This is a genomic window from Pseudomonas sp. (assembly GCF_030696055.1).
In the GTDB taxonomy this organism is placed as follows: Bacteria; Pseudomonadota; Gammaproteobacteria; order Pseudomonadales; family Pseudomonadaceae; genus Aquipseudomonas.
Window position 1 is genome coordinate 1 of record NZ_JAUYNP010000316.1, and the last position, 21,088, is coordinate 21,088.

A 21,088-nucleotide genomic window follows, 5' to 3' on the forward strand; every position below is an offset into this window, starting at 1 on the left:
TAACGCCGTATCGCCGACGCGCAGCAGATCCGAGACAGGTTCTTAGAGCGCGGCCAGACCGCGAGCCAGATCCGCCTGCAGATCAGCCAGGTCTTCCAGGCCGACTGCGACGCGGATCAGGTTGTCGCGAATGCCGGCGCTGGCGCGCTCGGCTGGGGTCAGGCGACCGTGGGAGGTGGTCGCCGGATGGGCGATGGTGGTCTTGGTATCGCCCAGGTTGGTGGTGATGGAGATCACCCGGGTGGCATCGATAAAGCGCCAGGCCGCTTCTTTGCCGCCCTTGACCTCGAAGCTGACCACCGCGCCGAACGCGCTTTGCTGACGCTTGGCCAACTCATGCTGCGGATGGCTGGGCAAGCCCGAGTAGTAGACTTGCTCGACGCCCGGTTGCTGCTCCAGCCACTCGGCCAACTGCTGCGCGCTGGCGCAATGGGCCTGCATGCGCACGCGCAGGGTTTCCAGCCCCTTGAGGAAGATCCAGGCGTTGAACGGGCTGAGGGTCGGACCTGCGGTGCGCAGAAAACCCACCACTTCCTTCATCAGCTCGGCCTTGCCGGCCACCACACCGCCCATGCTGCGGCCCTGACCGTCGATATACTTGGTCGCCGAATGCATGACGATATCGGCACCCAATTTCAGTGGTTGCTGCAGCGCCGGGGTGCAGAAGCAGTTATCCACCGCCAGCAGCGCGCCCTTGCTGTGGGCGATTTCCGCCAGGGCGCGGATATCCACCAGCTCGGCCAGGGGATTGGACGGCGACTCGACGAACAGCAGCTTGGTGTTGGGCTTAAACGCAGCGCTCCAGGCGTCCAGGTCGGCCAGCGGCACGTAGTCGACCTGCACGCCGAAGCGCTTGAGGTACTTCTCGAACAGGCTGATGGTGGAGCCGAACACACTGCGCGACACCAGTACATGGTCGCCGCCGCTGCACAGGCTCATGACCATGGCCAGAATCGCCGACATGCCGGACGAGGTGGCTACGGCTTGCTCGGCGCCTTCCAGCGCGGCGATGCGTTCTTCGAAGGCGCGCACAGTCGGGTTGGTATAGCGCGAGTAGACGTTACCCGGCACTTCGCCGGCAAAACGCGCGGCGGCATCGGCCGCGGTGCGGAACACATAGCTGGAGGTGGGGTAAATCGCCTCGCTGTGCTCACCTTCCGGCGAACGATGCTGGCCGGCGCGCACCGCCAGAGTGTCGAAACCCACACCTTGAAGATCGCTATCCAGACGCCCTGCTTGCCACTCTTGGCTCATACCTACCTCATCGCAATCGTAGCCCGGATAAAATCCGGGCTGCACATCCCACAGGCTCCCGGATTGCATCCGGGCTACAGGCTTGCAGCTTGCCGCCTGCAGCTTATGGCTTAGTTGTTATACAGATCGATAATCGCGCTGACCGCCTGGGACTTGACCTTGGAGGCGTCATTGCGCGCCTGCTCGATCTTGTTCAGGTAGGCCTCGTCGACGTCGCCGGTGACATATTTGCCATCGAACACCGCGCAGTCGAACTGCTCGATCTTCACCTTGCCGCCACCGACCGCTTCGATCAGGTCGGGCAGGTCCTGGTAGATCAGCCAATCGGCGCCGATCAGCTCGGCCACTTCCTCGGTGCTGCGGTTGTGTGCGATCAACTCGTGGGCGCTGGGCATATCGATGCCGTAGACGTTCGGATAGCGCACCGCCGGCGCTGCCGAGCAGAAGTACACGTTCTTCGCCCCGGCTTCGCGGGCCATCTGGATGATCTGCTTGCAGGTAGTGCCGCGCACTATGGAGTCGTCTACCAGCATCACGTTCTTGCCGCGGAATTCCAGTTCGATGGCGTTGAGCTTCTGCCGTACCGATTTCTTCCGCGCGGCCTGGCCCGGCATGATAAAGGTGCGACCGATATAGCGGTTCTTGACGAAGCCTTCGCGAAACTTCACGCCCAGGTGGTTGGCCAGTTCCAGGGCCGCCGTGCGGCTGGTATCGGGAATCGGGATAACCACGTCGATATCGTGGTTCGGGCGTTCGCGGAGGATCTTCTCGGCGAGCTTTTCGCCCATGCGCAGGCGCGCCTTGTACACCGAGACGCCGTCCATGATCGAATCCGGACGCGCCAGGTAGACGTGCTCGAAGATGCACGGCGAGAAATGCGGGTTAGTCGCGCACTGACGGGTCGACAGCTTGCCGTCTTCGGTGATGTACACCGCTTCGCCCGGCGCCAGGTCGCGGATCAGGGTGAAACCCAGCACGTCCAGGGACACGCTTTCCGAGGCGATCATGTACTCAACGCCTTCGTCGGTATGCCGCTGACCGAAGACGATCGGGCGAATGCCGTTGGGGTCGCGGAAGCCGACTATGCCGTAACCGGTGATCATCGCCACCACCGCGTAGCCACCGCGGCAACGCTTGTGCACGTCGCTGACCGCGGCGAACACGTCATCCTCGGTGGGCAGCAACTTGCCGCGCTGGGCCAGTTCGTGGGCGAACACGTTGAGCAGCACTTCCGAGTCGGAATTGGTGTTGACGTGGCGCAGATCGGATTCGTAGATCTCCTTGGCCAACTGCTCGACGTTGGTCAGGTTGCCGTTGTGCGCCAGGGTGATGCCATAGGGCGAGTTGACGTAGAACGGCTGCGCTTCCGCCGAACTGGAGCTACCCGCGGTCGGGTAACGCACATGGCCGATGCCCATATGGCCAACCAGACGCTGCATATGGCGCTGCTGGAAGACATCGCGCACCAGGCCGTTGTCCTTGCGCAGGAACAGCCGCCCATCATGGCTGGTGACAATACCGGCAGCATCCTGGCCGCGGTGCTGGAGGACGGTGAGCCCGTCATACAGCGCCTGATTGACGTTCGATTTACCGACGATACCGACAATGCCGCACATGTGACGCAACCCCTACTCAATAAAACAGGATGATTCTGAATGCGCTACAGCAGTTTAGGCTGCTGCAGCGCCTCTTTGAACGGTAATTCAATCGGCGCCGTAACGCCGCTGGCGAGCCACTGACTGGACAGACTCAAGATGAGATTTTTCGACCAGTCGGCGACCATCAAGAAGTGTGGCAACAGGCTCGACTCCTGCCACCAGCGGTCTTGCTGCACCGGGGCCAGGCTGATCAGGCCGACCAGCACCACCACCAACAAGCCGCCGCGGGCGGCACCGAACACCATGCCCAATAAACGATCGGTACCGGATAAGCCGGTGACGCGAATCAGCTCGCCGATCAGGTAATTGATCAACGCGCCCACCAATAGGGTGACTACAAACAGGATGGCACAGCCGGCTATGACCCGCGCCGATGGCATTTCGATAAATTCGCCGAGATGTTGCGACAGCGCGCCGCCGAACATCCAGGCGACCACACCGGCGATGATCCAGGTCAGCAGCGACAGCGCTTCCTTGACGAAGCCTCGGCTTAGACTGATCAGGCTTGAGATGGCGACAATGGCGATAATCGCCCAATCGACCCAGGTGAATGTCACGATGCTGATTACCGACGGAAAAGGCGCTGCATTTTAACAGAGCCCCTGGGCTTGGGTAAGCAAAGGATTAGACGGCAGTTGAAATGGCTAAAGTCTGGCCGATCTGGCAGCCCCGCCGAGGCTGCCAGATCGGGCGTCATCAGCTGGATTCAGGCTGGAAACGCACGACGAAGCCATTGAGCTTGTGCTGACGATTGAGTTGATCACGCAGGCGATCCGCTTCGGCTCGCTCGATCAAGGGCCCGACGAAGACCCGATTCATGCCATCCACGGTGCGGATATAGGCGTTATAGCCCTGGCTGCGCAGGGTTTTCTGCAGACTCTGCGCCCCCTCGCGACTGGACAGACTGGCCAGCTGCACCGACCAGCTGATCGGCAGGCTGTTGGCATCCAGGCGGCTGGGCGGCGCCTGGGTGGGGGCGCCAGGTTCAGCGGCCGCAACGGCGGGGGCTGGCGCAGGCGTGGGCACGGCGGCGGCCGCAGCATCGGCAGCGGCCAGCGGGTCCAGGGGCTGCGTCGCTTCGCTGCCCAGCGGCTCATCCGGCAGCAATTGCGGCTCGGGGACGAGCACCGGCTGCACCTCGGTTTGCGGCATGCTTGGCGCATCCGGCATGGCCGGCGCATCGACCACCACACGGCGCAACTCATCTTCCCGCGACAGCAGCATCGGCAAGAAAATCACCGCCAGCGCCAGCAATACCAGCGCACCCACCATGCGCTGTTTCAATCCTTTATCCAGCAAAGCCATCCTGCACGCCCCCATTGGCTTGGCGGGCCAGCCAATCCAGGGCCTCGGCCACGCAGTAAAAAGATCCGAACAGCAGTATTTCATCACCCGCCGAGGCTTTCGCGCATTGCGCCTCTAGCGCAGCTTGCACGTCGGCATGGGCGGTAACCCGAGCGCCACTATTGTGCAGGTGAGCCTGCAATTCACCGGCACCACACGTGCGGCTGGTGGGCAAAGGCGCCACGGCCCACTCACTCACCTCACTCAACAGTGGCGCGACCACCCCGGCCAAGTCCTTGTCCGCCAGCAAGCCGAATACCGCCAAACGGCGATGCAGCGACGCTCGGCTGGCCAAACGCTGGGCCAGATACTCGGCCGCATGGGGATTATGCCCAACATCGAGCAGCAGTGTGAGTGGCTTACCCTGCCAATTCAGGCTTCTGCGGTCCAGCCGCCCGGTTATCCGGGTCTTCAGCAGCGCGCTGCCGATCTGTTCGGCCTGCCAGGGCAACTCCATCAGGGCATAAGCCTGCAGGGCCAGGGCGGCGTTTTCCATGGGCAGGTCGAGCAGCGGCAACTGCGCCAGGCGCAGCACCTCACCCTGATTATTCAAGCCATACCAGGACCAGCTCTGCCCATCGACATTCAAGTCATAGTCGCGACCGCGCAGAAAGAACGGTGCATCCAGCAGCGCCACCTGATCGAGCAAAGGTTGCGGCGGCTCGAGGTCACCACAGAGCGCCGGCTTGCCTGCCCGGAAGATCCCGGCCTTTTCGAACGCCACCGACTCGCGGGTATCGCCCAGCCAATCGGCATGGTCGATGCCTATGCTGGTGATCAGGGCAATGTCGGCATCCACCAGGTTGACCGCGTCCAGTCGGCCACCCAGGCCGACCTCGAGCACCAGCGCATCCAGAGCGGCCTGCTGAAACAGCCAAAAGGCCGCCAGGGTGCCCATCTCGAAATAGGTCAGGGAAGTTTCGCCGCGCGCCGCCTCGACCACGGCAAAGGCTTGGCAGAGCATGGCGTCGCTGGCTTCAACCCCGGCGATCTGCACCCGCTCGTTGTAACGCAACAGGTGGGGTGAGCTGTACACCCCGACTTTGAGCCCCTGCTCTTGCAGCAGCGAGGCGATAAAAGCGCAGGTCGAGCCCTTGCCATTGGTGCCGGTGACCGTAATCACCCGTGGCGCCAACCTGGCCAAGCCAAGTCGCTGCGCCACTTCTCTGCAGCGCTCCAGGCCCATATCGATGGCGCTGGGGTGCAATTGCTCCAGATAAGCCAACCAATCGGCGAGGGAGCGCTCGATCATGCAGTGGCCGGCAGGGCTGCGGGCGATGGCAGGCCCATCAGTTGCGCGAGCAGGCGAGCCAGACGCGAACGCAGCTCGGCGCGATGGATGATCATGTCGATGGCACCGTGCTCGATCAGGAACTCGCTGCGCTGGAAGCCTTCCGGCAGTTTTTCCCGCACGGTCTGCTCGATCACTCGCGGACCGGCAAAGCCGATCAAGGCACGCGGTTCGGCCACTATCACGTCACCGAGCATGGCCAGACTGGCAGAAACGCCGCCATACACTGGATCGGTCAGCACCGAGACAAAGGGAATACCTTCTTCGCGCAGACGCGCCAGCACCGCGGAGGTCTTGGCCATCTGCATCAGCGAGATCAGCGCTTCCTGCATGCGCGCACCGCCCGAAGCGGAGAAGCACACCAGCGGGCAACGCTGTTCCAGGGCAGCATTGGCGGCGCGGACGAAACGCTCACCAACGATCGCACCCATGGAGCCGCCCATAAAGGAAAACTCGAAGGCGCAGGTAACCACCGGCATGCCTTCCAGGGTGCCGCGGATGGCGATCAGCGCATCCTTCTCGCCGGTCTGCTTCTGCGCCGCGACCAGGCGGTCCTTGTACTTCTTGCCATCGCGAAATTTCAGGCGATCGACAGGTTCCAGATCGGCGCCCAGTTCTTCGCGCCCTTCGGCGTCGAGGAAGATATCCAGGCGCGCGCGCGCATCGATACGCATGTGGTGATTGCACTTGGGGCAGACATCCAGGGTCTTTTCCAATTCCGGCTTGTACAGCACCGCGTCGCACGACGGGCACTTGTGCCACAAGCCTTCCGGCACCGAACTCTTCTTGACCTCGGAACGCATGATCGATGGGATCAGTTTGTCTACCAACCAGTTGCTCATGCTCTCGACTCTCCAAAGCTGTTATCCGGGCCGGCTCGCGACATCGGGTCGCCGAACCTATCCGGGAAAATTCATGAGTACAGTCGCCTCAGGGGCCGGCGCATGCCCATTCGGCATCAACCACCAGCAACCCGCCACCTTGAGCGCAACTGCCTGCAGCGTTTATACAACCTGCAACAGGGTTATGGACGGCCAAGCCTGCGGCGTCGTCACATCAACCAGAAGCTTGCTTCAGCCCAGCTTTACCGCACGCATAAAGGCCCGGATCTTCTCGGCATCCTTGATGCCCTTACTGGCCTCGACCCCACCGCTGACATCGACCGCATAGGGACGCACCTGCTGGATCGCCGCGCCGACATTTTCCGCCGTCAGGCCACCCGCCAGAATAATCGGCTTGCTCAAGCCCTGGGGCACCAACGACCAGTCAAACGCCTCACCGGTGCCACCGGGAATCCCCGGCACATAGGTATCGAGCAAAATACCTGAGGCATTCTTATAGGCCTCGACCCGCGCCGCTATATCGTCGCCCGGTTTGACCCGCAGCGCCTTGATATAGGGACGCCGAAAACCGTCGCAAAAAGCCGGACTCTCATCGCCATGGAACTGCAACAGATCCAGGGGTACGGCATCGAGAATCTCGCCCAGCTCACAGCTGCTGGCATCGACAAACAGCCCCACAGTGGTCACGAAGGGCGGCAACGCGGCAATGATCGCCCGCGCCTGCCGCACATCGACCGCGCGCGGGCTCTTGGCATAGAACACCAGACCTATGGCATCCGCGCCAGCCTCGGCGGCTAACAATGCGTCTTCTATGCGGGTAATGCCACAGATCTTGCTGCGAACGGCTGACAACGGTAGAACCTCGATAAGCTTAGCGAAAGGCCGATGGTAGCAAAGGCTTTTTCAGACGTCAGCCGCCACATCCGGCAGCCCCGAGAGAAAGTGCGGGCCCAGGTAGCGCTTGGGCAGGTCGAACTCCTCGGGATAGTCGACTTGCACCAGATAAAGGCCATAGGGATGCGCCGTCACCCCACCGGTACGCCGCACCCGGGTTTCCAGCACTTCGCGGGCCCAGTCCACCGGCCGCTCACCGGCGCCAATGGTCATCAGCACCCCGGCGACATTGCGCACCATATGGTGCAAGAAGGCGTTGGCGCGAATATCCAGCACGATAAAGCGGCCGTGCTGCAGCAACTGCAGGTGATGCACCGTCTTGATCGGCGACTTGGCCTGACACTGTCGCGCCCGGAACGCGCTGAAATCATGGGTACCAACGAAGGCCCTGGCCGCCTCGCGCATGCGTTCGATATCCAGCGGCCGATGGTTCCAGGTCACCTCTTCGGCCATATGCGCCGGACGAATCTGATCGTTGTAGATCACATAGCGGTAGCGCCTGGCCATGGCGCAGAAGCGCGCATCGAAATGCGCCGGCATCGATTTGGCCCAGGCCACGCTGATATCGCCGGGCAAGTTCATATTGGCCCCCATGACCCAGGCATGCATGGAGCGCTCGACCGGGGTGTCGAAATGCACCACCTGGGCACTGGCATGCACCAAGGCATCGGTACGCCCTGCGCAACTGAGCGTCACCGGGACACCGCCAGCCACTTTCGCCAGGGCTTTTTCCAGGGATTCCTGAATGGTGGGCACGCCTGCCCGCTGACGCTGAAAGCCGCGGTAACGCGAGCCTTTGTATTCAACACCGAGGGCAATTTTGAAAACGCCAACGGCAGCCGAGTCGGCTGCCGTTGTAGTGAGACCATCAGACATGTATCAAACCAATTTAGCGATCAGCTCGCGAGCTTCCTGCTGCTGACCATCGTTACCTTCGGCGATGACTTCATCGAGGATGTCGCGAGCACCTTCGGTATCTCCCATGTCGATATAGGCGCGCGCCAGATCCAGCTTGGTCGCGGTCTCATCCGTGCCGGAGAGGAAATCGAAGTCGTCGTCATTGTCCAGCGCCGCGTCAGACATGCCGGAGGTTTGTGGCATATCCAGATCACCGGCCAGCAGATCCAGTTCTGCGCTCACTTCCTCCAGCTGCGCGGCGAAACTATCGCTAGCGGGCTGGGCTGGTGCTTCCTCGTTCAGCGACAGATCAAAGTCGGCCGGCAGATCAAAGCTGCTGTCAGCCACTTCGCTGGCAGGCTCGAAGCTCAGCTCAGCCAGTTCATCCTTAACCGGGGCAGCGCTTGGCTCGTCGTCCAGGCTCAGCAGGAATTCATCTTCAGCAGCCGCCTCAGGCTCAGCAGGCGCATCCAGATCGAGACTGAAATCGGCCAGCTCGTCTTCCAGCGCCAAGCCCTCGCCTGCCGCCTCATCCAGACTCAGATCAAAACCCAGATCGTCAGCTTTGCTATCCGCCTGTTCGAGCGTCGCGCTGAAATCCAGATCGCTATCCAGCGACAGGCTGTCCATATCGCTTTGCGCGGCAGAGCCACTGGCTTCTTGCAGATCGCGCTCCAGATCGGCCTCAAGATCATCCAGGCTCAGGTCGAAGGCATCATCCAGATCAGCACCGGCAGCTGACGGGCTCGGCTCATCCAGCGCCAGGTCGTCCAGACTGAAGCTATCCAGCCCCTCATCCTCAGCCGCCGCAGCTGCTGCAAGCCCCGCAACCCCAGCAGCCATCGTCATGGCCGGATACTTGGCCTTGATCTGATCAATTTCGGCGGCGCTGCCACCTATCTCACGCAACTCACTTTCCTGGCGCGCGAAAGCATCGCGATCACCCAGCTCGGCATAGACTTCCATCAATTTCAGGCGCAGGTCTGCACGCTGCGGCTCATCATTGATGGCGCCCTGCAGCAGTTCTGCAGCCTGAGTGAAGCGGCCGTAGGCGATATAGATATCCGCCTCACCCAGAGCATCGCCGGTTTGCGCAGCCACGCGTTCCTCGGCCGGGGCATTGCCCTGCTCACCCTCAGCCAGATCGCCAGCCAAACCATCGAAACTGTCGGAGGGCAGCTCCATGTCAGCGCCAAGACCGCCGCTGTGATCAACCGCCGCCAGGCTTTCCTGCAACTCGGCTTCCTTCAAGGCGTTGCGACGCGACAACATCATCAGCCCGACCAGCAACACCAGCAGCGCACCGCCACCTACCAGGCCCAGCAGCATCGGGTTGGCCAGCAGATCATCGAGGGAGCTAGCCTCAGGCTCAGCCACTGGCGGCACCACCGCGACCACTGGAGCGGCAGGTTTAACCGGAGCGGCCTTTACGGGTGGCTGGGTCGGCTTCTCGTTCACTACTGGCGCAGCCGCTTCAGGGGTAGCGCCTTCAGGCTTGGCCGCGGGCTCTTCGCTGTAATTGAAATCTGGTTCTGCAACGGCTGCTGGTACAGCAGGCGCGCTGGCGACTGGCTCAGCAGGCGCCACTGGCTCGACTTTGGCGGGCTCGACACTGGCGACCGGCGCTTGCGCCGCAGGCTCAACGGCAGGTGCAGTTGGCGCCGCCTTGCCTTGAGCCGCCAAATCCGCCTGCAACTTGGCCATCTGATCATCTTTAAGCTGGATCAAGCGTTGCAGCTTATCCAACTGGCTTTGCAGATCACCCATGCGATCTTTCAGCTCATCGTTCTCGCGACGGCTGGAATCGAGGCTTTCCTGGGTCACCGCCAGCTTGTCTGACAATGCCTTGGTATCTGCGGCGCCTTTATCGCTACCGACAGCGGCCTTACCGCTATCGGCTGCAACCAGCTTCAGCTTATCGCCTGTAACGGCCTTGGCAGGCGCCTCACCGGCCACGCTGCGCTTGGTCGCATCCAGCTGACGAGCACTAGCCCCCTGACTGCGGCCTTCACGCCAGGCCGTATTCTGCTCGGCAACCTGAGCGATGGCCTCAGCCTGAGCGCGGCTCTTGATCTGCTGCTCATCCGGCAGACGCAATACCTGACCACTTTTCAGGCGATTGATATTGCCGCCAACAAAAGCGTCTGGATTCAGATCCTGAATGGCCAGCATGGTTTGATGCACGCTGCCGCCGGGTACACGTCGGGCAATTTCCCAGAGCGTGTCATTGGCGGTGGTCTTGTATTGGTCACTGTCCAGCGCAGACGGAGCGCTAGGTGCGACTGGAGCAGCAGGCGCGCTGCTGACTGGTGCCGGGCGCGGTGCAGCGGCGACTGGCGCGCGCACGACTGGGGCGGCAGGCGCGGCAACCGGCAGCTGCGGCGCAGCCGGGATAACCGACTGCGCACTGTAGAGTGGCGGGTCGAGCAACAGGGTGTATTCACGCAGCAAACGGCCATTAGGCCAGAGCACTTCAACCAGGAAGTTCAGGTAAGGCTCGCGGATCGGCTTGCTCGACGTGACGCGGATAACGCTCTTGCCATTGGGCTTGAGCACAGGCGTGAACTTGAGATCGCCGAGGAAATACTGACGATCTACGCCCGCTTTGTTGAATTCTTCGGGGGAAGCCAGGCTCGGCAACAGTTCGTTGGAAGCCAGGTCGCGCACCTCCAGCAATTCGATTTCAGCCACCAACGGCTGATTCAGCGCCGACTGCAAGGTCACTTCGCCCAGCCCTAGCGCATGCGCCATACCGGAGGACAGAGCCGAAGCAGCCGCGATTGCCAGCACCAGTTTGCGAACCCGAACCATAGCTTTATCCCTTGTTTTATCTTTTTTCTCGACAAGCGAGAGGATCTTGGAAATTGCTGCCTGTACCACCCGCAGGTGCCACCCCATCCAGCAATCAACTCAGCCAGTATTGCCAAGCTCGAAAGATTCTTCAAATTTCTAGCTAAGTATCTTTTACAGATAGTGTTTTATCAATAACTCGGCCAATTGCACAGCATTTAGCGCAGCGCCTTTTCTTACATTATCAGACGCAATCCACAAATTGAGTTCGCAGGGATCGTCCAGACCCGCACGAACCCGGCCGACATAGACCACATCCTGCCCGACCGCGTCGCCCACCGCCGTCGGATAATCGCCGAATTCGACATACTCCAGAGCCGGCGCGGCCTCCAAGGCTGCGCAGACTTTTTGCAGATCGCACGCCGACTCGCACTGCAGCGACACACTGAAGCTATCGCCAAAGAACACCGGAGCCTGCACGCAAGTTGCGGATACTTTCAACTGTGGCGAGTTGAGCAACTCCTTTAGCTCAGCAGCCATACGTCGCTCCAGGGCGCCATGGCCCTCGGCATCGCTTGTATCGACTTGCGCTAACAGATTGAACGCCACCTGCCGATCAAACAACTGCGGTTCGAAAGAACGCCCATTGAGCAATTCGGCGGTTTGCCGCGCCAATTCGGACACCCCGGCACGACCACGGCTGGAAACCGCCAAGCAGGCGGTGACCGTGACGCGCTGCAGAGTCAGCTGTTCACGCAATGCCGCCAACACCGTGGCCAAGGCAATGCTCGGCGCACTCGGGCTAGCCAACAGATAAGGTGCCGGCAAGGTTGCCAGCACTTGCGGATTTACTTCTGGCACAATCCGCGGCGCCTGCTGCGCCGGCAAAGCGGCAGCCAAGTCGATGACGGCACAACCCGCAGCCCGGGCCTGCGCGGCATATTGCAAAGTGACGGCCTCACCGGCGGTGAAGAACGCCAAGCGCACAGTGGAAAAATCGAAGGATTCAAGGGAACGAACACGCAGGTTCTTGCCCTTGAAAGACAAAGAGCCGCCTGCCGACTCACCGCTGGCGATCAGCTGCAGATTCGCCACCGGAAAATCGCGCTCTTCAAGCAGCTGCACCAGGGTTTCGCCCACACTTCCGGTGGCGCCGATCACGGCAATATCAAAACTACGGGTCATGGCAAGGCTTCTAACGAAATAAGCCCAGCACTGTATAACCGCGCCAGGCAAATGCAAAGGAGCGGGCTGCAGGTGAACGAACTTTCATTCGATCACCGACAAACCCGCCCCTTATTGACTGCAAAAGGCGCAGTACGGACGCAATCAGCGTTCCAGCAGAATCCGCAGCATGCGCCGCAGCGGCTCGGCGGCGCCCCACAGCAGCTGGTCACCCACGGTGAAAGCGCCGAGGTACTGCGAGCCCATATTCAGCTTGCGCAGACGGCCGACCGGCACGCTCAGGGTACCGGTTACCGCGGTCGGGCCGAGTTCGCGAATGCTGGCTTCACGCTGATTCGGTACCAGCTTGACCCAGGGGTTGTGCTGGCTGATCAGGCCTTCGATATCCGACAGTGGCACATCCTTGTTCAGCTTGATGGTCAGCGCCTGGCTGTGGCAACGCATGGCGCCGATGCGCACGCAGAGGCCATCGACTGGGATAGGGCTCTTGAAGCGACCGAGAATCTTGTTGGTTTCCGCCTGCGCCTTCCACTCTTCGCGGCTCTGGCCGTTGGGCAGCTCCTTGTCGATATAGGGGATCAGGCTGCCGGCCAGGGGCACGCCGAAGTTGTCCACCGGGAAGGACTCGCCGCGCATGGCTTCGGCCACCTTGCGGTCGATATCCAGGATGGCACTGGCCGGATCGGCCAGTTCATCGGCCACGCTGGCGTTGATCGCCCCCATCTGCTTGATCAGCTCACGCATATTCTGCGCGCCGGCACCGCTCGCCGCCTGATAGGTCATGGCGCTCATCCATTCGACCAGGCCGGCTTCATACAGGCCGCCCAGCGCCATCAGCATCAGGCTGACGGTGCAGTTGCCGCCGATATAGTTCTTGGTGCCGGCGTCCAGCTGCTGGTCGATCACCTTGCGGTTGACCGGGTCCAGCACTATCACCGCATCATCGGCCATGCGCAGGGTCGAGGCCGCATCGATCCAGTAGCCCTGCCAGCCGGCTTCGCGCAGCTTGGGGAAGACTTCGCTGGTGTAGTCGCCACCCTGGCAGGTGAGGATCACATCGAGGCTTTTCAGCTCGTCGATGCTGTAGGCATCCTTTAGCGGGGCGATGTCCTTGCCAATGGCCGGACCCTGGCCGCCAACATTGGAGGTAGTGAAGAACACCGGCTCGATCAAATCGAAATCCTGCTCTTCCAGCATGCGCTGCATCAGCACGGAACCGACCATGCCACGCCAACCGATCAGACCTACACGTTTCATAACCACTACACCTTTATAAACAGGGCGCCAACACAGGTTGACGTACCCAGAAGATTACAGACTGCGCAACGCGGAGGCCACCGCATCGCCCATGGCCGCCGTACCGACCTTGGTCGTACCGGCAGATTGAATGTCGCCGGTGCGCAGGCCTTGATCCAGCACCAGGCTGACCGCCCGCTCGATGGCATCGGCGGCGACGCTCTGGTTGAAGCTGTAACGCAGCATCATCGACACCGAGAGGATGGTCGCCAGCGGGTTAGCGATGCCCTTGCCGGCGATATCCGGCGCGCTGCCGTGGCACGGCTCGTACATGCCCTTGTTGTTGGCATCCAGGGACGCCGACGGCAGCATGCCGATGGAGCCGGTGAGCATGGAGGCCTCATCCGAGAGAATGTCGCCGAACATATTGTCGGTGACCATCACATCGAACTGCTTGGGCGCGCGCACCAGTTGCATGGCGGCGTTGTCCACGTACATATGGCTCAGCTCGACATCCGGGTAATCCTTGGCCACTTCCTCGACCACGGCGCGCCACAGCTGGCTGGAGGCCAGCACGTTGGCCTTGTCCACCGAGCAGAGCTTGTTGCCGCGCACGCGGGCCATGTCGAAACCGACCCGGGCGATACGGCGGATTTCGCTTTCGCTGTACGGCAGGGTGTCGTAAGCCATGCGCTCGCCATTTTCCAACACCTTGCTCTCACGCGGCTGGCCGAAGTAGATGCCGCCGGTCAGCTCACGCACGATCAGGATATCCAGCCCCGCCACCACTTCCGGCTTGAGGCTCGAGGCGTCGGCCAGCTGCGGATAGAGAATGGCCGGACGCAGGTTGGCGAACAGGCCCAACTGCGAACGGATTTTCAGCAGGCCGCGCTCAGGGCGCAGCGCAGGATCGATGGTGTCCCACTTCGGGCCACCGACGGCGCCGAGCAGAATGGCATCGGCGGCGCGGGCGCGGGCCAGGGTCTCGTCGGCCAGCGGCACGCCGTACTTGTCATAGGCCGCACCGCCCAGTTCATCGAAGCTCAGCTCGAAACCCAGGTTGTACTTATCGTTGGCCAGTTCAAGCACCTTGACCGCTTCGGCCATGATTTCCGGGCCGATACCGTCGCCAGGGAGAACCAGAATCTGTTTGGACATAAGCTTTTCCTTCGGAAAATAGTTACAAGCCCCAAGCCACAAGCAAAGCTGCTTTTACTTGCAGCTTTAAGCTTGCCGCTTGCAACTGCGTATTACTTCATCGCGCCGAACAGCCAGGGACTGCTCTGCTGGTGCTTGGCTTCGAAGGTCTTGATCGCAGCGCTGTCCTGCAGGGTCAGGCCGATATCGTCCAGACCATTGAGCAGGCAATGCTTGCGGAAGGCATCGACTTCGAAGCCGTACTGTTTGCCATCCGGACGGGTCACGGTCTGCGCGGCCAGGTCGACGGTCAGCTGATAGCCTTCGCAGGCTTCGGCTTGCTGGAACAGCTCGTCGACTTCGTCTTCCCTGAGGATGATCGGCAACAAACCGTTCTTGAAGCTGTTGTTGTAAAAAATATCGGCATAGCTCGGCGCGATGATGGTACGGAAGCCGTACTCCTCCAGGGCCCAGGGCGCATGCTCGCGGCTCGAACCGCAACCGAAATTCTCGCGCGCCAGCAGCACGCTGGCGCCTTGGTAACGCGGCGCGTTCAAGACGAAATCATGGTTCAGCGGACGCTGGGAACAGTCCTGATTCGGCTGGCCGACATCCAGGTAGCGCCACTCGTCGAACAGGTTCGGGCCGAAACCGCTGCGCTTGATCGACTTCAAGAACTGCTTGGGGATGATCTGGTCGGTGTCGACGTTGGCACGGTCCAAAGGCGCGACCAAGCCGGTGTGTTGGGTAAAGGCTTTCATATTCGCTCTCCTTAAGGCCGGATCAATTCGCGCACATCGATAAAGCGACCGGTCACCGCCGCCGCCGCCGCCATGGCCGGGCTGACCAGGTGGGTGCGGCCGCCGGCGCCCTGACGGCCCTCGAAGTTGCGGTTGGAGGTGGACGCGCAATGCTCGCCACTGCCCAGCTTGTCCGGGTTCATCGCCAGGCACATGGAGCAGCCCGGCTCACGCCACTCGAAACCGGCCTCGATAAAGATCTTGTCCAGCCCTTCGGCCTCGGCCTGGGCCTTGACCAGACCCGAACCCGGCACCACCAACGCCTGTTTGACCGTGGCGGCGACCTTGCGGCCCTTGGCCACTTCGGCGGCGGCGCGCAGGTCTTCGATCCGCGAGTTGGTGCAGGAGCCGATAAACACCCGGTCCAACTGGATATCGGTGATCGCCTGGTTGGCCGTCAGGCCCATATATTTCAGGGCGCGAACGATGGAGTCGCGCTTGACCGGGTCGGCCTCGGCCGCCGGGTCCGGCACCTTCTGGTCGACGGCCAGGACCATCTCGGGCGAAGTGCCCCAGCTGACCTGCGGCTTGATGTCCTCGGCACGCATTTCGATCACTGTGTCGAAATGCGCATCGGCGTCCGACACCAGGTCCTGCCACTGCGCCACGGCTTTGGCCCAGTCGGCGCCTTTCGGCGCGAACGGACGGCCTTCGACGTAGGCGATGGTTTTCTCGTCCACCGCCACCAGGCCCACACGGGCGCCAGCCTCGATGGACATATTGCAGATGGTCATGCGCCCTTCCAGGGACAGCTCGCGAATCGCGCTACCGGCGAACTCCAGGGCATGGCCATTGCCGCCGGCGGTGCCGATCTTGCCAATCACGGCGAGCACTATGTCCTTGGCGGTCACACCGAACGGCAACTGGCCTTCGACCGCGACCTTCATGTTCTTCATTTTCTTGGCCACCAGGCACTGGGTCGCCAGCACATGCTCGACCTCCGAGGTGCCGATGCCGTGGGCCAGCGCGCCGAAGGCGCCGTGGGTGGAGGTATGCGAGTCGCCGCAGACCACGGTCATGCCCGGCAAGGTCGCGCCCTGCTCCGGGCCGACCACATGGACTATGCCCTGACGCAGGTCGTTCATCTTGAATTCGAGGATGCCGAAGTCGTCGCAGTTTTCGTCCAGGGTCTGCACCTGGAGGCGCGACACTTCATCGGCGATGGCTTCCAGACCGCCCTGGCGCTCGGCCTTGGTGGTCGGCACGTTGTGGTCCGGGGTGGCGATATTGGCGTCGATACGCCACGGCTTGCGCCCCGCCAGACGCAGCCCTTCGAAGGCCTGGGGCGAGGTCACTTCGTGGAGGATATGGCGGTCGATATAGATCAGCGACGAACCATCGTCACGGCGCTTCACCTCGTGCATTTCCCAGAGCTTGTCGTAGAGCGTTTTGCCGGCCATCAGCTTTCCCTCATCAGCGTCTTTCGGGCACCTCTAAAAACTATCTGCGTTGCCATCGCTGCGTTAAAAACAGGCTCAGAATGCTCATTTACAACGCGTAAACTCCGCTTCTTCGCCTGTTTTACTCGCTAGCGCTCGCCCTTCGGGCCAGCCTGCGGCTGTTACTCCCGTTGGTCGTTGTGCCTTGCGCTGGCTGCCTCGCCTACGTTTTTAGAGGTGCCCTTTCTATGCCTGGGCGAATGGCCCTTTGGCTTATTGGGTAATCCTATGGGCTGGGATTGAATTACTCAAATTCATATTTTTTATTCAAAGGATTCCTGATAGGAATAGTCATAAGCTGTAAGCCTCAAGCTGCAAGTAAGGGCTCGCGGCTTTCCTCTTGCAGCTTATGGCTTACCGCTTGGAGCTATTCTGTTATGGATCTTGCGACTCTGAATGCCTTTATCGCCATTGCCGAACTGGGCAGCTTTTCCGAGGCGGCTGAACGTCTGCACCTGACCCAGCCGGCGGTGAGCAAGCGCATCGCCAGCCTGGAACAGCAGCTGAATGTGCGCCTGTTCGACCGCCTGGGCCGCGAGGTGAGCCTGACCGAGGCCGGCCGTGCCCTGCTGCCGCGAGCCTACCAGATACTCAATGTGTTGGATGATACGCGCCGCGCCCTGACCAACCTGAACGGCGAGATCAGCGGTCGCCTGACCCTGGCCACCAGTCACCATATCGGCCTGCACCGCCTGCCGCCGCTGCTGCGCGCCTTTACCCGCGCGTACCCGCAGGTGGCCCTGGATATCCAATTCCTCGATTCCGAGGTGGCCTATGAAGAGGTGCTGCACGGCCGCGCCGAGCTGGCAGTGATCACCCTGGCCCCGGAAACCCGCGAGCCGGTGCATGCGGTGGCGGTGTGGGACGATCCGCTGGATTTCGTCGCCGCCCCCGAGCATCCGCTGGCACGCACCGGCGCGGTCAGCCTGGCCGACGTGGCGCACCACCCGGCGGTATTCCCCGGTGGCAACACCTTTACCCACCATATAGTGCGGCGCCTGTTCGAAGCCCAGGGCCTGACGCCGAATATCGCCATGAGCACCAATTACCTTGAGACCATCAAGATGATGGTTTCCATCGGCCTGGCCTGGAGCGTGCTGCCGCGCACCATGCTCGACGACCAGGTCGCCCGCCTGCCTTTGCCGGACATCCAGTTGTCGCGCCAGCTAGGCTATATCTTGCACAGCGAACGCACCCTGTCGAACGCCGCCAAGGCCTTTATGGCCTTGCTCGACGGCCAACGCGAGAGCCTTGCACCCACTGCCGACAAGAGGCTAACGTGAGGCCCATAACAATAAGAAAGGCTTCCACATGATCCCAGCACGTCGACCTATCAGCGGCCGCGACAGCAGATTGCCCAGAGGAAGAGTCGGCCGTGACCAAACCCACTGACAGCCGTCCACCACTGCCGTTTATCCCGGCACTGGACCCCGCCGAATTCGAAAAAACCTGGAACGATGCTCCGCGCCTGCTGCGCGCCTTGAACGGAGCCAATCTGGGCACCTGGTATTGGGATATCGAAAGCGGTCGGGTCAGCTGGTCACGCGGTGCCCAGGCGCTGTTCGGCCTCGACCCCAAGCACCCCCTGCAGACGCAGGTCGACTATATCGACCTGATCCCTGCGGAAGACCGCGCCGAGGTGCTGCAGGTCTTCGAACAATTCCTAACCGGCACGCCCAGTCCGCGCGCCTTGCGCCACCGCATTCGCTGGCCCGACGACAGCCTGCACTGGCTGGAGATCAACGGCAGCCTGCAGCAGGACGCCGACGGCAAGCCGCGGGTCATGGGGGTGATCCGCGATATCAGTGCCCAGCAAGCCCGCGACCAGGCGCTGCGCAGCAGCGAGGAAAAATTCGCCCAGGCCTTCCATTACACCCCGGACGCCGTGGTCATCACCGACAAGGCCACCGGGCGCTTTATCGAGGTCAACGCCGGCTTCGAGCGCCAGTTCGGCTGGAGCAGCGTCGAAACCCTGGGCCGCACCTCGCTGGAACTGGGCATCTGGGCCAACCCCGCCGATCGTCAGCGGATGCTCGCGGCGATCGAACGCAATACCCTCAACGGCCTGGAAGTCTGCCTCTACCATCGCGACGGCAGCATTCGCAGAAACCTCCTGTTCGGCGGCGAGATACTGCTGGATGGCTGCACCAGCCTGGTGCTGTCGCTGCGCGATATCACCGAGCAGCGCAATCAGGAGCAAGCCCTCAAGGACAGCCAGGAACGCCTGACCCTGGCCCTGGAATCCGCCGACCTGGGCACCTGGGACTGGCATATCCCCAGCAATATGCTGTTCGGCTCGGCCCGCGCCGCGATCCTCCACGGCCTGGCAGACGCCCCGTTCCATGACGATTTCCGCAAGTTCTTCAGCCATATACCGCTGGCCGACCGCCGCGATATGCGCCGCCACTACAACGCCCTGGTCGAGGGCACCGGCCAGGATTACCAGGTCACCTACCGGGCGGTCTACGGCAACCATGAGGTGCACTACCTGGAGAGCACCGCCAAGCTCTATCGCGATGAACAGGGCAAGCCGCTGCGCATGGCCGGCATCCTCATCGATATCAGCGAACGGGTGCTGCGCGAACAGCGCCTCAAAGCCTCCGAAGAGAAATTCGCCACCCTGTTCCAGGCCAGCCCCGACCCGATCTGCGTGTCGCGCATCCGCGACGGGGTGTTTATCGAAATCAACCAGAGTTTCAGCCAGGCCTTCGGCTGGACTCCGCAGGAAATAGTCGGGCGCAGCGGCCCGCAGATCAACTTCTGGGTCGACCTCGACGAGCGCAAGCGCCTGTTCGACAAACTCACCGCGCAACAGGGCCTGGACAACGAACAGGCCCGCTATCGCACCAAGGCCGGCCAGGAGCTGACCTGCGTGGTGTCCAGCCGTTTTATCCGGGTCGAACGCCAGTTATGCATCCTTTCCACCTTCCGCGACGTCACCGAACGCCTGCGCGCCGAGGCGGCGCTCAAGGCCAGCCAGGAGAAGTTCGCCAAGGCCTTCCACTCCAGCCCGGACGCCATCACCATCACCGAGCGCGAGAGCGGCCGCTATATCGAAGTCATTGAGGGCTTCAGTCGCCTGACCGGCTACAAGGCCGAAGAGGTGATAGGCCTCAGCTCCAGGGAGCTGAGTGTCTGGGCCGACCCGCAAGAGCGGGTGCAGATGGTGCATGCGCTCAAGCAGGATGGCCACGTCTACCATATGGAGATGCACGGCAAGCACCGCGACGGCACGGTCAAGCTGGTCGAGGTGTCGGTCGAATCCATCGAACTGGACGCCACCCCCTGCCTGCTGCTGACCGCCCGCGACATCAGCGAACTCAAGCACGCCCAGGCCCAGGTGCAGCACCTGGCCTACCACGACTCGCTGACCAACCTGCCCAACCGCGCCCTGCTGCTCGATCGCCTGACCCAGCAGATCGCCCTGCTCAAGCGTCACGAACTGCGCGGCGCCCTGCTGTTTCTCGACCTGGATCATTTCAAGCATATCAACGACTCCCTCGGTCATCCGGTCGGCGATGCCGTGCTCAAGCTGGTTACTGCAAGGCTGGAGGCCAGCGTGCGCCTGGAAGACACGGTGGCCCGCCTGGGCGGCGACGAATTCGTCGTGCTGCTCTCGGGCCTGGAAGGCAAACGCTCGACCGTGGTGCGGCAAACCCGCGCGGTGGCGGAAAAACTGCGCCAGCTGCTGGCCGAACCCATGTTGCTGGATGGCCATCAACTGCAAGTCACCCCCAGCATCGGCATCGCCCTGATCCCCGACCATGGCGACACCCCCGCCGACCTGCTCAAGCGCGCCGATATCGCCCTGTACCGCGCCAAGGACTCCGGGCGCAACTGCATCCAGCTGTTTCGCAACACCATGCAGAAGGCGGCCAGCGAACGCCTGCGCCTGGAAAGCGACCTGCGCCTGGCCCTGGCCCGGGGCGAATTCGAATTGCATCTGCAACCCCAGGTCGATGCGCGCAGCAACCTGATCATCGGCGCCGAGGCGCTCTTACGCTGGAGCCACCCGCTCCTGGGCGCCCAGTCCCCGGCCCTGTTTATCCCCATCCTGGAAGAAAGCGGGCTGATCCTCGAGGTCGGCGGCTGGGTGCTGGCCGAAGCCTGCCATGCCTGCGCGCAACTGCTCCAAGACGGCCTGGTCGACAGCCAACAATTCAGCCTGTGCGTGAATATCAGCCCCCGCCAGTTCCGCCAGAACGACTTCGTCGAACGAGTGGAAAGCAGCCTGGCCAGCAGCCAATTACCGACCGCCATGCTCAAGCTGGAAATCACCGAAGGCATAGTGATTCAGAATATCGACGACACCATCGCCAAG

At 61.9% G+C, this 21,088-nt stretch carries 16 protein-coding genes; 2 read left to right on the forward strand and 14 right to left on the reverse strand.

Annotation, left to right across the window (positions count from 1 at the left end; translation table 11 throughout):
* Positions 1-42: 42 nt before the first annotated feature.
* The 14 genes from Q8Q83_RS19115 to leuC all read right to left on the reverse strand — a co-directional run bounded on the left by Q8Q83_RS19115 (position 43) and on the right by leuC (position 16,728).
* Positions 43-1,254, reverse strand: coding sequence for an O-succinylhomoserine sulfhydrylase (locus Q8Q83_RS19115; RefSeq protein ID WP_305625711.1), 1,212 nt, complete (start codon positions 1,252-1,254; stop codon positions 43-45).
* 110 nt (positions 1,255-1,364) lie between these two features.
* Entirely contained in the window at positions 1,365-2,870 is a 1,506-nt protein-coding gene (purF, locus tag Q8Q83_RS19120) for an amidophosphoribosyltransferase (RefSeq protein ID WP_305625726.1), read from the reverse strand.
* 44 nt (positions 2,871-2,914) lie between these two features.
* Positions 2,915-3,469: a CvpA family protein gene (locus Q8Q83_RS19125; protein ID WP_305625712.1), complete on the reverse strand. Its 555-nt coding sequence runs from the start codon at positions 3,467-3,469 to the stop codon at positions 2,915-2,917.
* Between the two features lie 139 nt (positions 3,470-3,608).
* Positions 3,609-4,217 (reverse strand): SPOR domain-containing protein, encoded by a 609-nt coding sequence (locus tag Q8Q83_RS19130; protein WP_305625713.1) that lies wholly within the window; start codon positions 4,215-4,217, stop codon positions 3,609-3,611.
* Positions 4,201-5,508 (reverse strand): bifunctional tetrahydrofolate synthase/dihydrofolate synthase, encoded by a 1,308-nt coding sequence (gene folC / locus Q8Q83_RS19135; RefSeq protein ID WP_305625714.1) that lies wholly within the window; start codon positions 5,506-5,508, stop codon positions 4,201-4,203. Before folC ends, Q8Q83_RS19130 begins: the two co-directional genes overlap by 17 nt.
* A complete protein-coding gene (gene accD, locus Q8Q83_RS19140) occupies positions 5,505-6,389 on the reverse strand; it encodes an acetyl-CoA carboxylase, carboxyltransferase subunit beta (protein ID WP_305625715.1) in 885 nt (294 codons plus the stop codon). The genes folC and accD overlap by 4 nt, the downstream gene beginning before the upstream one ends.
* 231 nt (positions 6,390-6,620) lie before the next feature.
* The gene (locus Q8Q83_RS19145; protein WP_305625716.1) at positions 6,621-7,241 is read right to left on the reverse strand and encodes a phosphoribosylanthranilate isomerase; all 621 of its coding nucleotides are present in this window, start codon (positions 7,239-7,241) and stop codon (positions 6,621-6,623) included.
* Positions 7,242-7,292: 51 nt separating this feature from the next.
* A complete protein-coding gene (truA, locus tag Q8Q83_RS19150; RefSeq protein ID WP_305625717.1) occupies positions 7,293-8,159 on the reverse strand; it encodes a tRNA pseudouridine(38-40) synthase TruA in 867 nt (288 codons plus the stop codon).
* Between the two features lie 3 nt (positions 8,160-8,162).
* On the reverse strand, positions 8,163-10,991 hold the full coding sequence (locus Q8Q83_RS19155; protein ID WP_305625718.1) for a FimV/HubP family polar landmark protein: 2,829 nt from the start codon (positions 10,989-10,991) through the stop codon (positions 8,163-8,165).
* 153 nt (positions 10,992-11,144) lie between these two features.
* Positions 11,145-12,155: an aspartate-semialdehyde dehydrogenase gene (locus tag Q8Q83_RS19160; RefSeq protein WP_305625719.1), complete on the reverse strand. Its 1,011-nt coding sequence runs from the start codon at positions 12,153-12,155 to the stop codon at positions 11,145-11,147.
* A 144-nt stretch (positions 12,156-12,299) separates the two neighbouring features.
* Complete coding sequence (gene asd, locus Q8Q83_RS19165) at positions 12,300-13,412, reverse strand: aspartate-semialdehyde dehydrogenase (protein WP_305625720.1); 1,113 nt, start codon at positions 13,410-13,412, stop codon at positions 12,300-12,302.
* Positions 13,413-13,466: 54 nt separating this feature from the next.
* On the reverse strand, positions 13,467-14,549 hold the full coding sequence (gene leuB / locus Q8Q83_RS19170) for a 3-isopropylmalate dehydrogenase (RefSeq protein WP_305625721.1): 1,083 nt from the start codon (positions 14,547-14,549) through the stop codon (positions 13,467-13,469).
* 92 nt (positions 14,550-14,641) lie between these two features.
* Positions 14,642-15,289 (reverse strand): 3-isopropylmalate dehydratase small subunit, encoded by a 648-nt coding sequence (gene leuD, locus Q8Q83_RS19175; RefSeq protein ID WP_305625722.1) that lies wholly within the window; start codon positions 15,287-15,289, stop codon positions 14,642-14,644.
* Between the two features lie 11 nt (positions 15,290-15,300).
* Positions 15,301-16,728, reverse strand: a complete 1,428-nt coding sequence (gene leuC, locus Q8Q83_RS19180; protein ID WP_305625723.1) for a 3-isopropylmalate dehydratase large subunit — start codon at positions 16,726-16,728, stop codon at positions 15,301-15,303.
* 416 nt (positions 16,729-17,144) lie between these two features.
* Between leuC and Q8Q83_RS19185 the strand changes: the two genes are divergently transcribed.
* The gene (locus Q8Q83_RS19185; RefSeq protein WP_305625724.1) at positions 17,145-18,050 is read left to right on the forward strand and encodes a LysR family transcriptional regulator; all 906 of its coding nucleotides are present in this window, start codon (positions 17,145-17,147) and stop codon (positions 18,048-18,050) included.
* 92 nt (positions 18,051-18,142) lie between these two features.
* On the forward strand, positions 18,143-21,088 hold a 2,946-nt coding region (locus Q8Q83_RS19190), incomplete at its 3' end, for a PAS domain S-box protein (protein ID WP_305625725.1).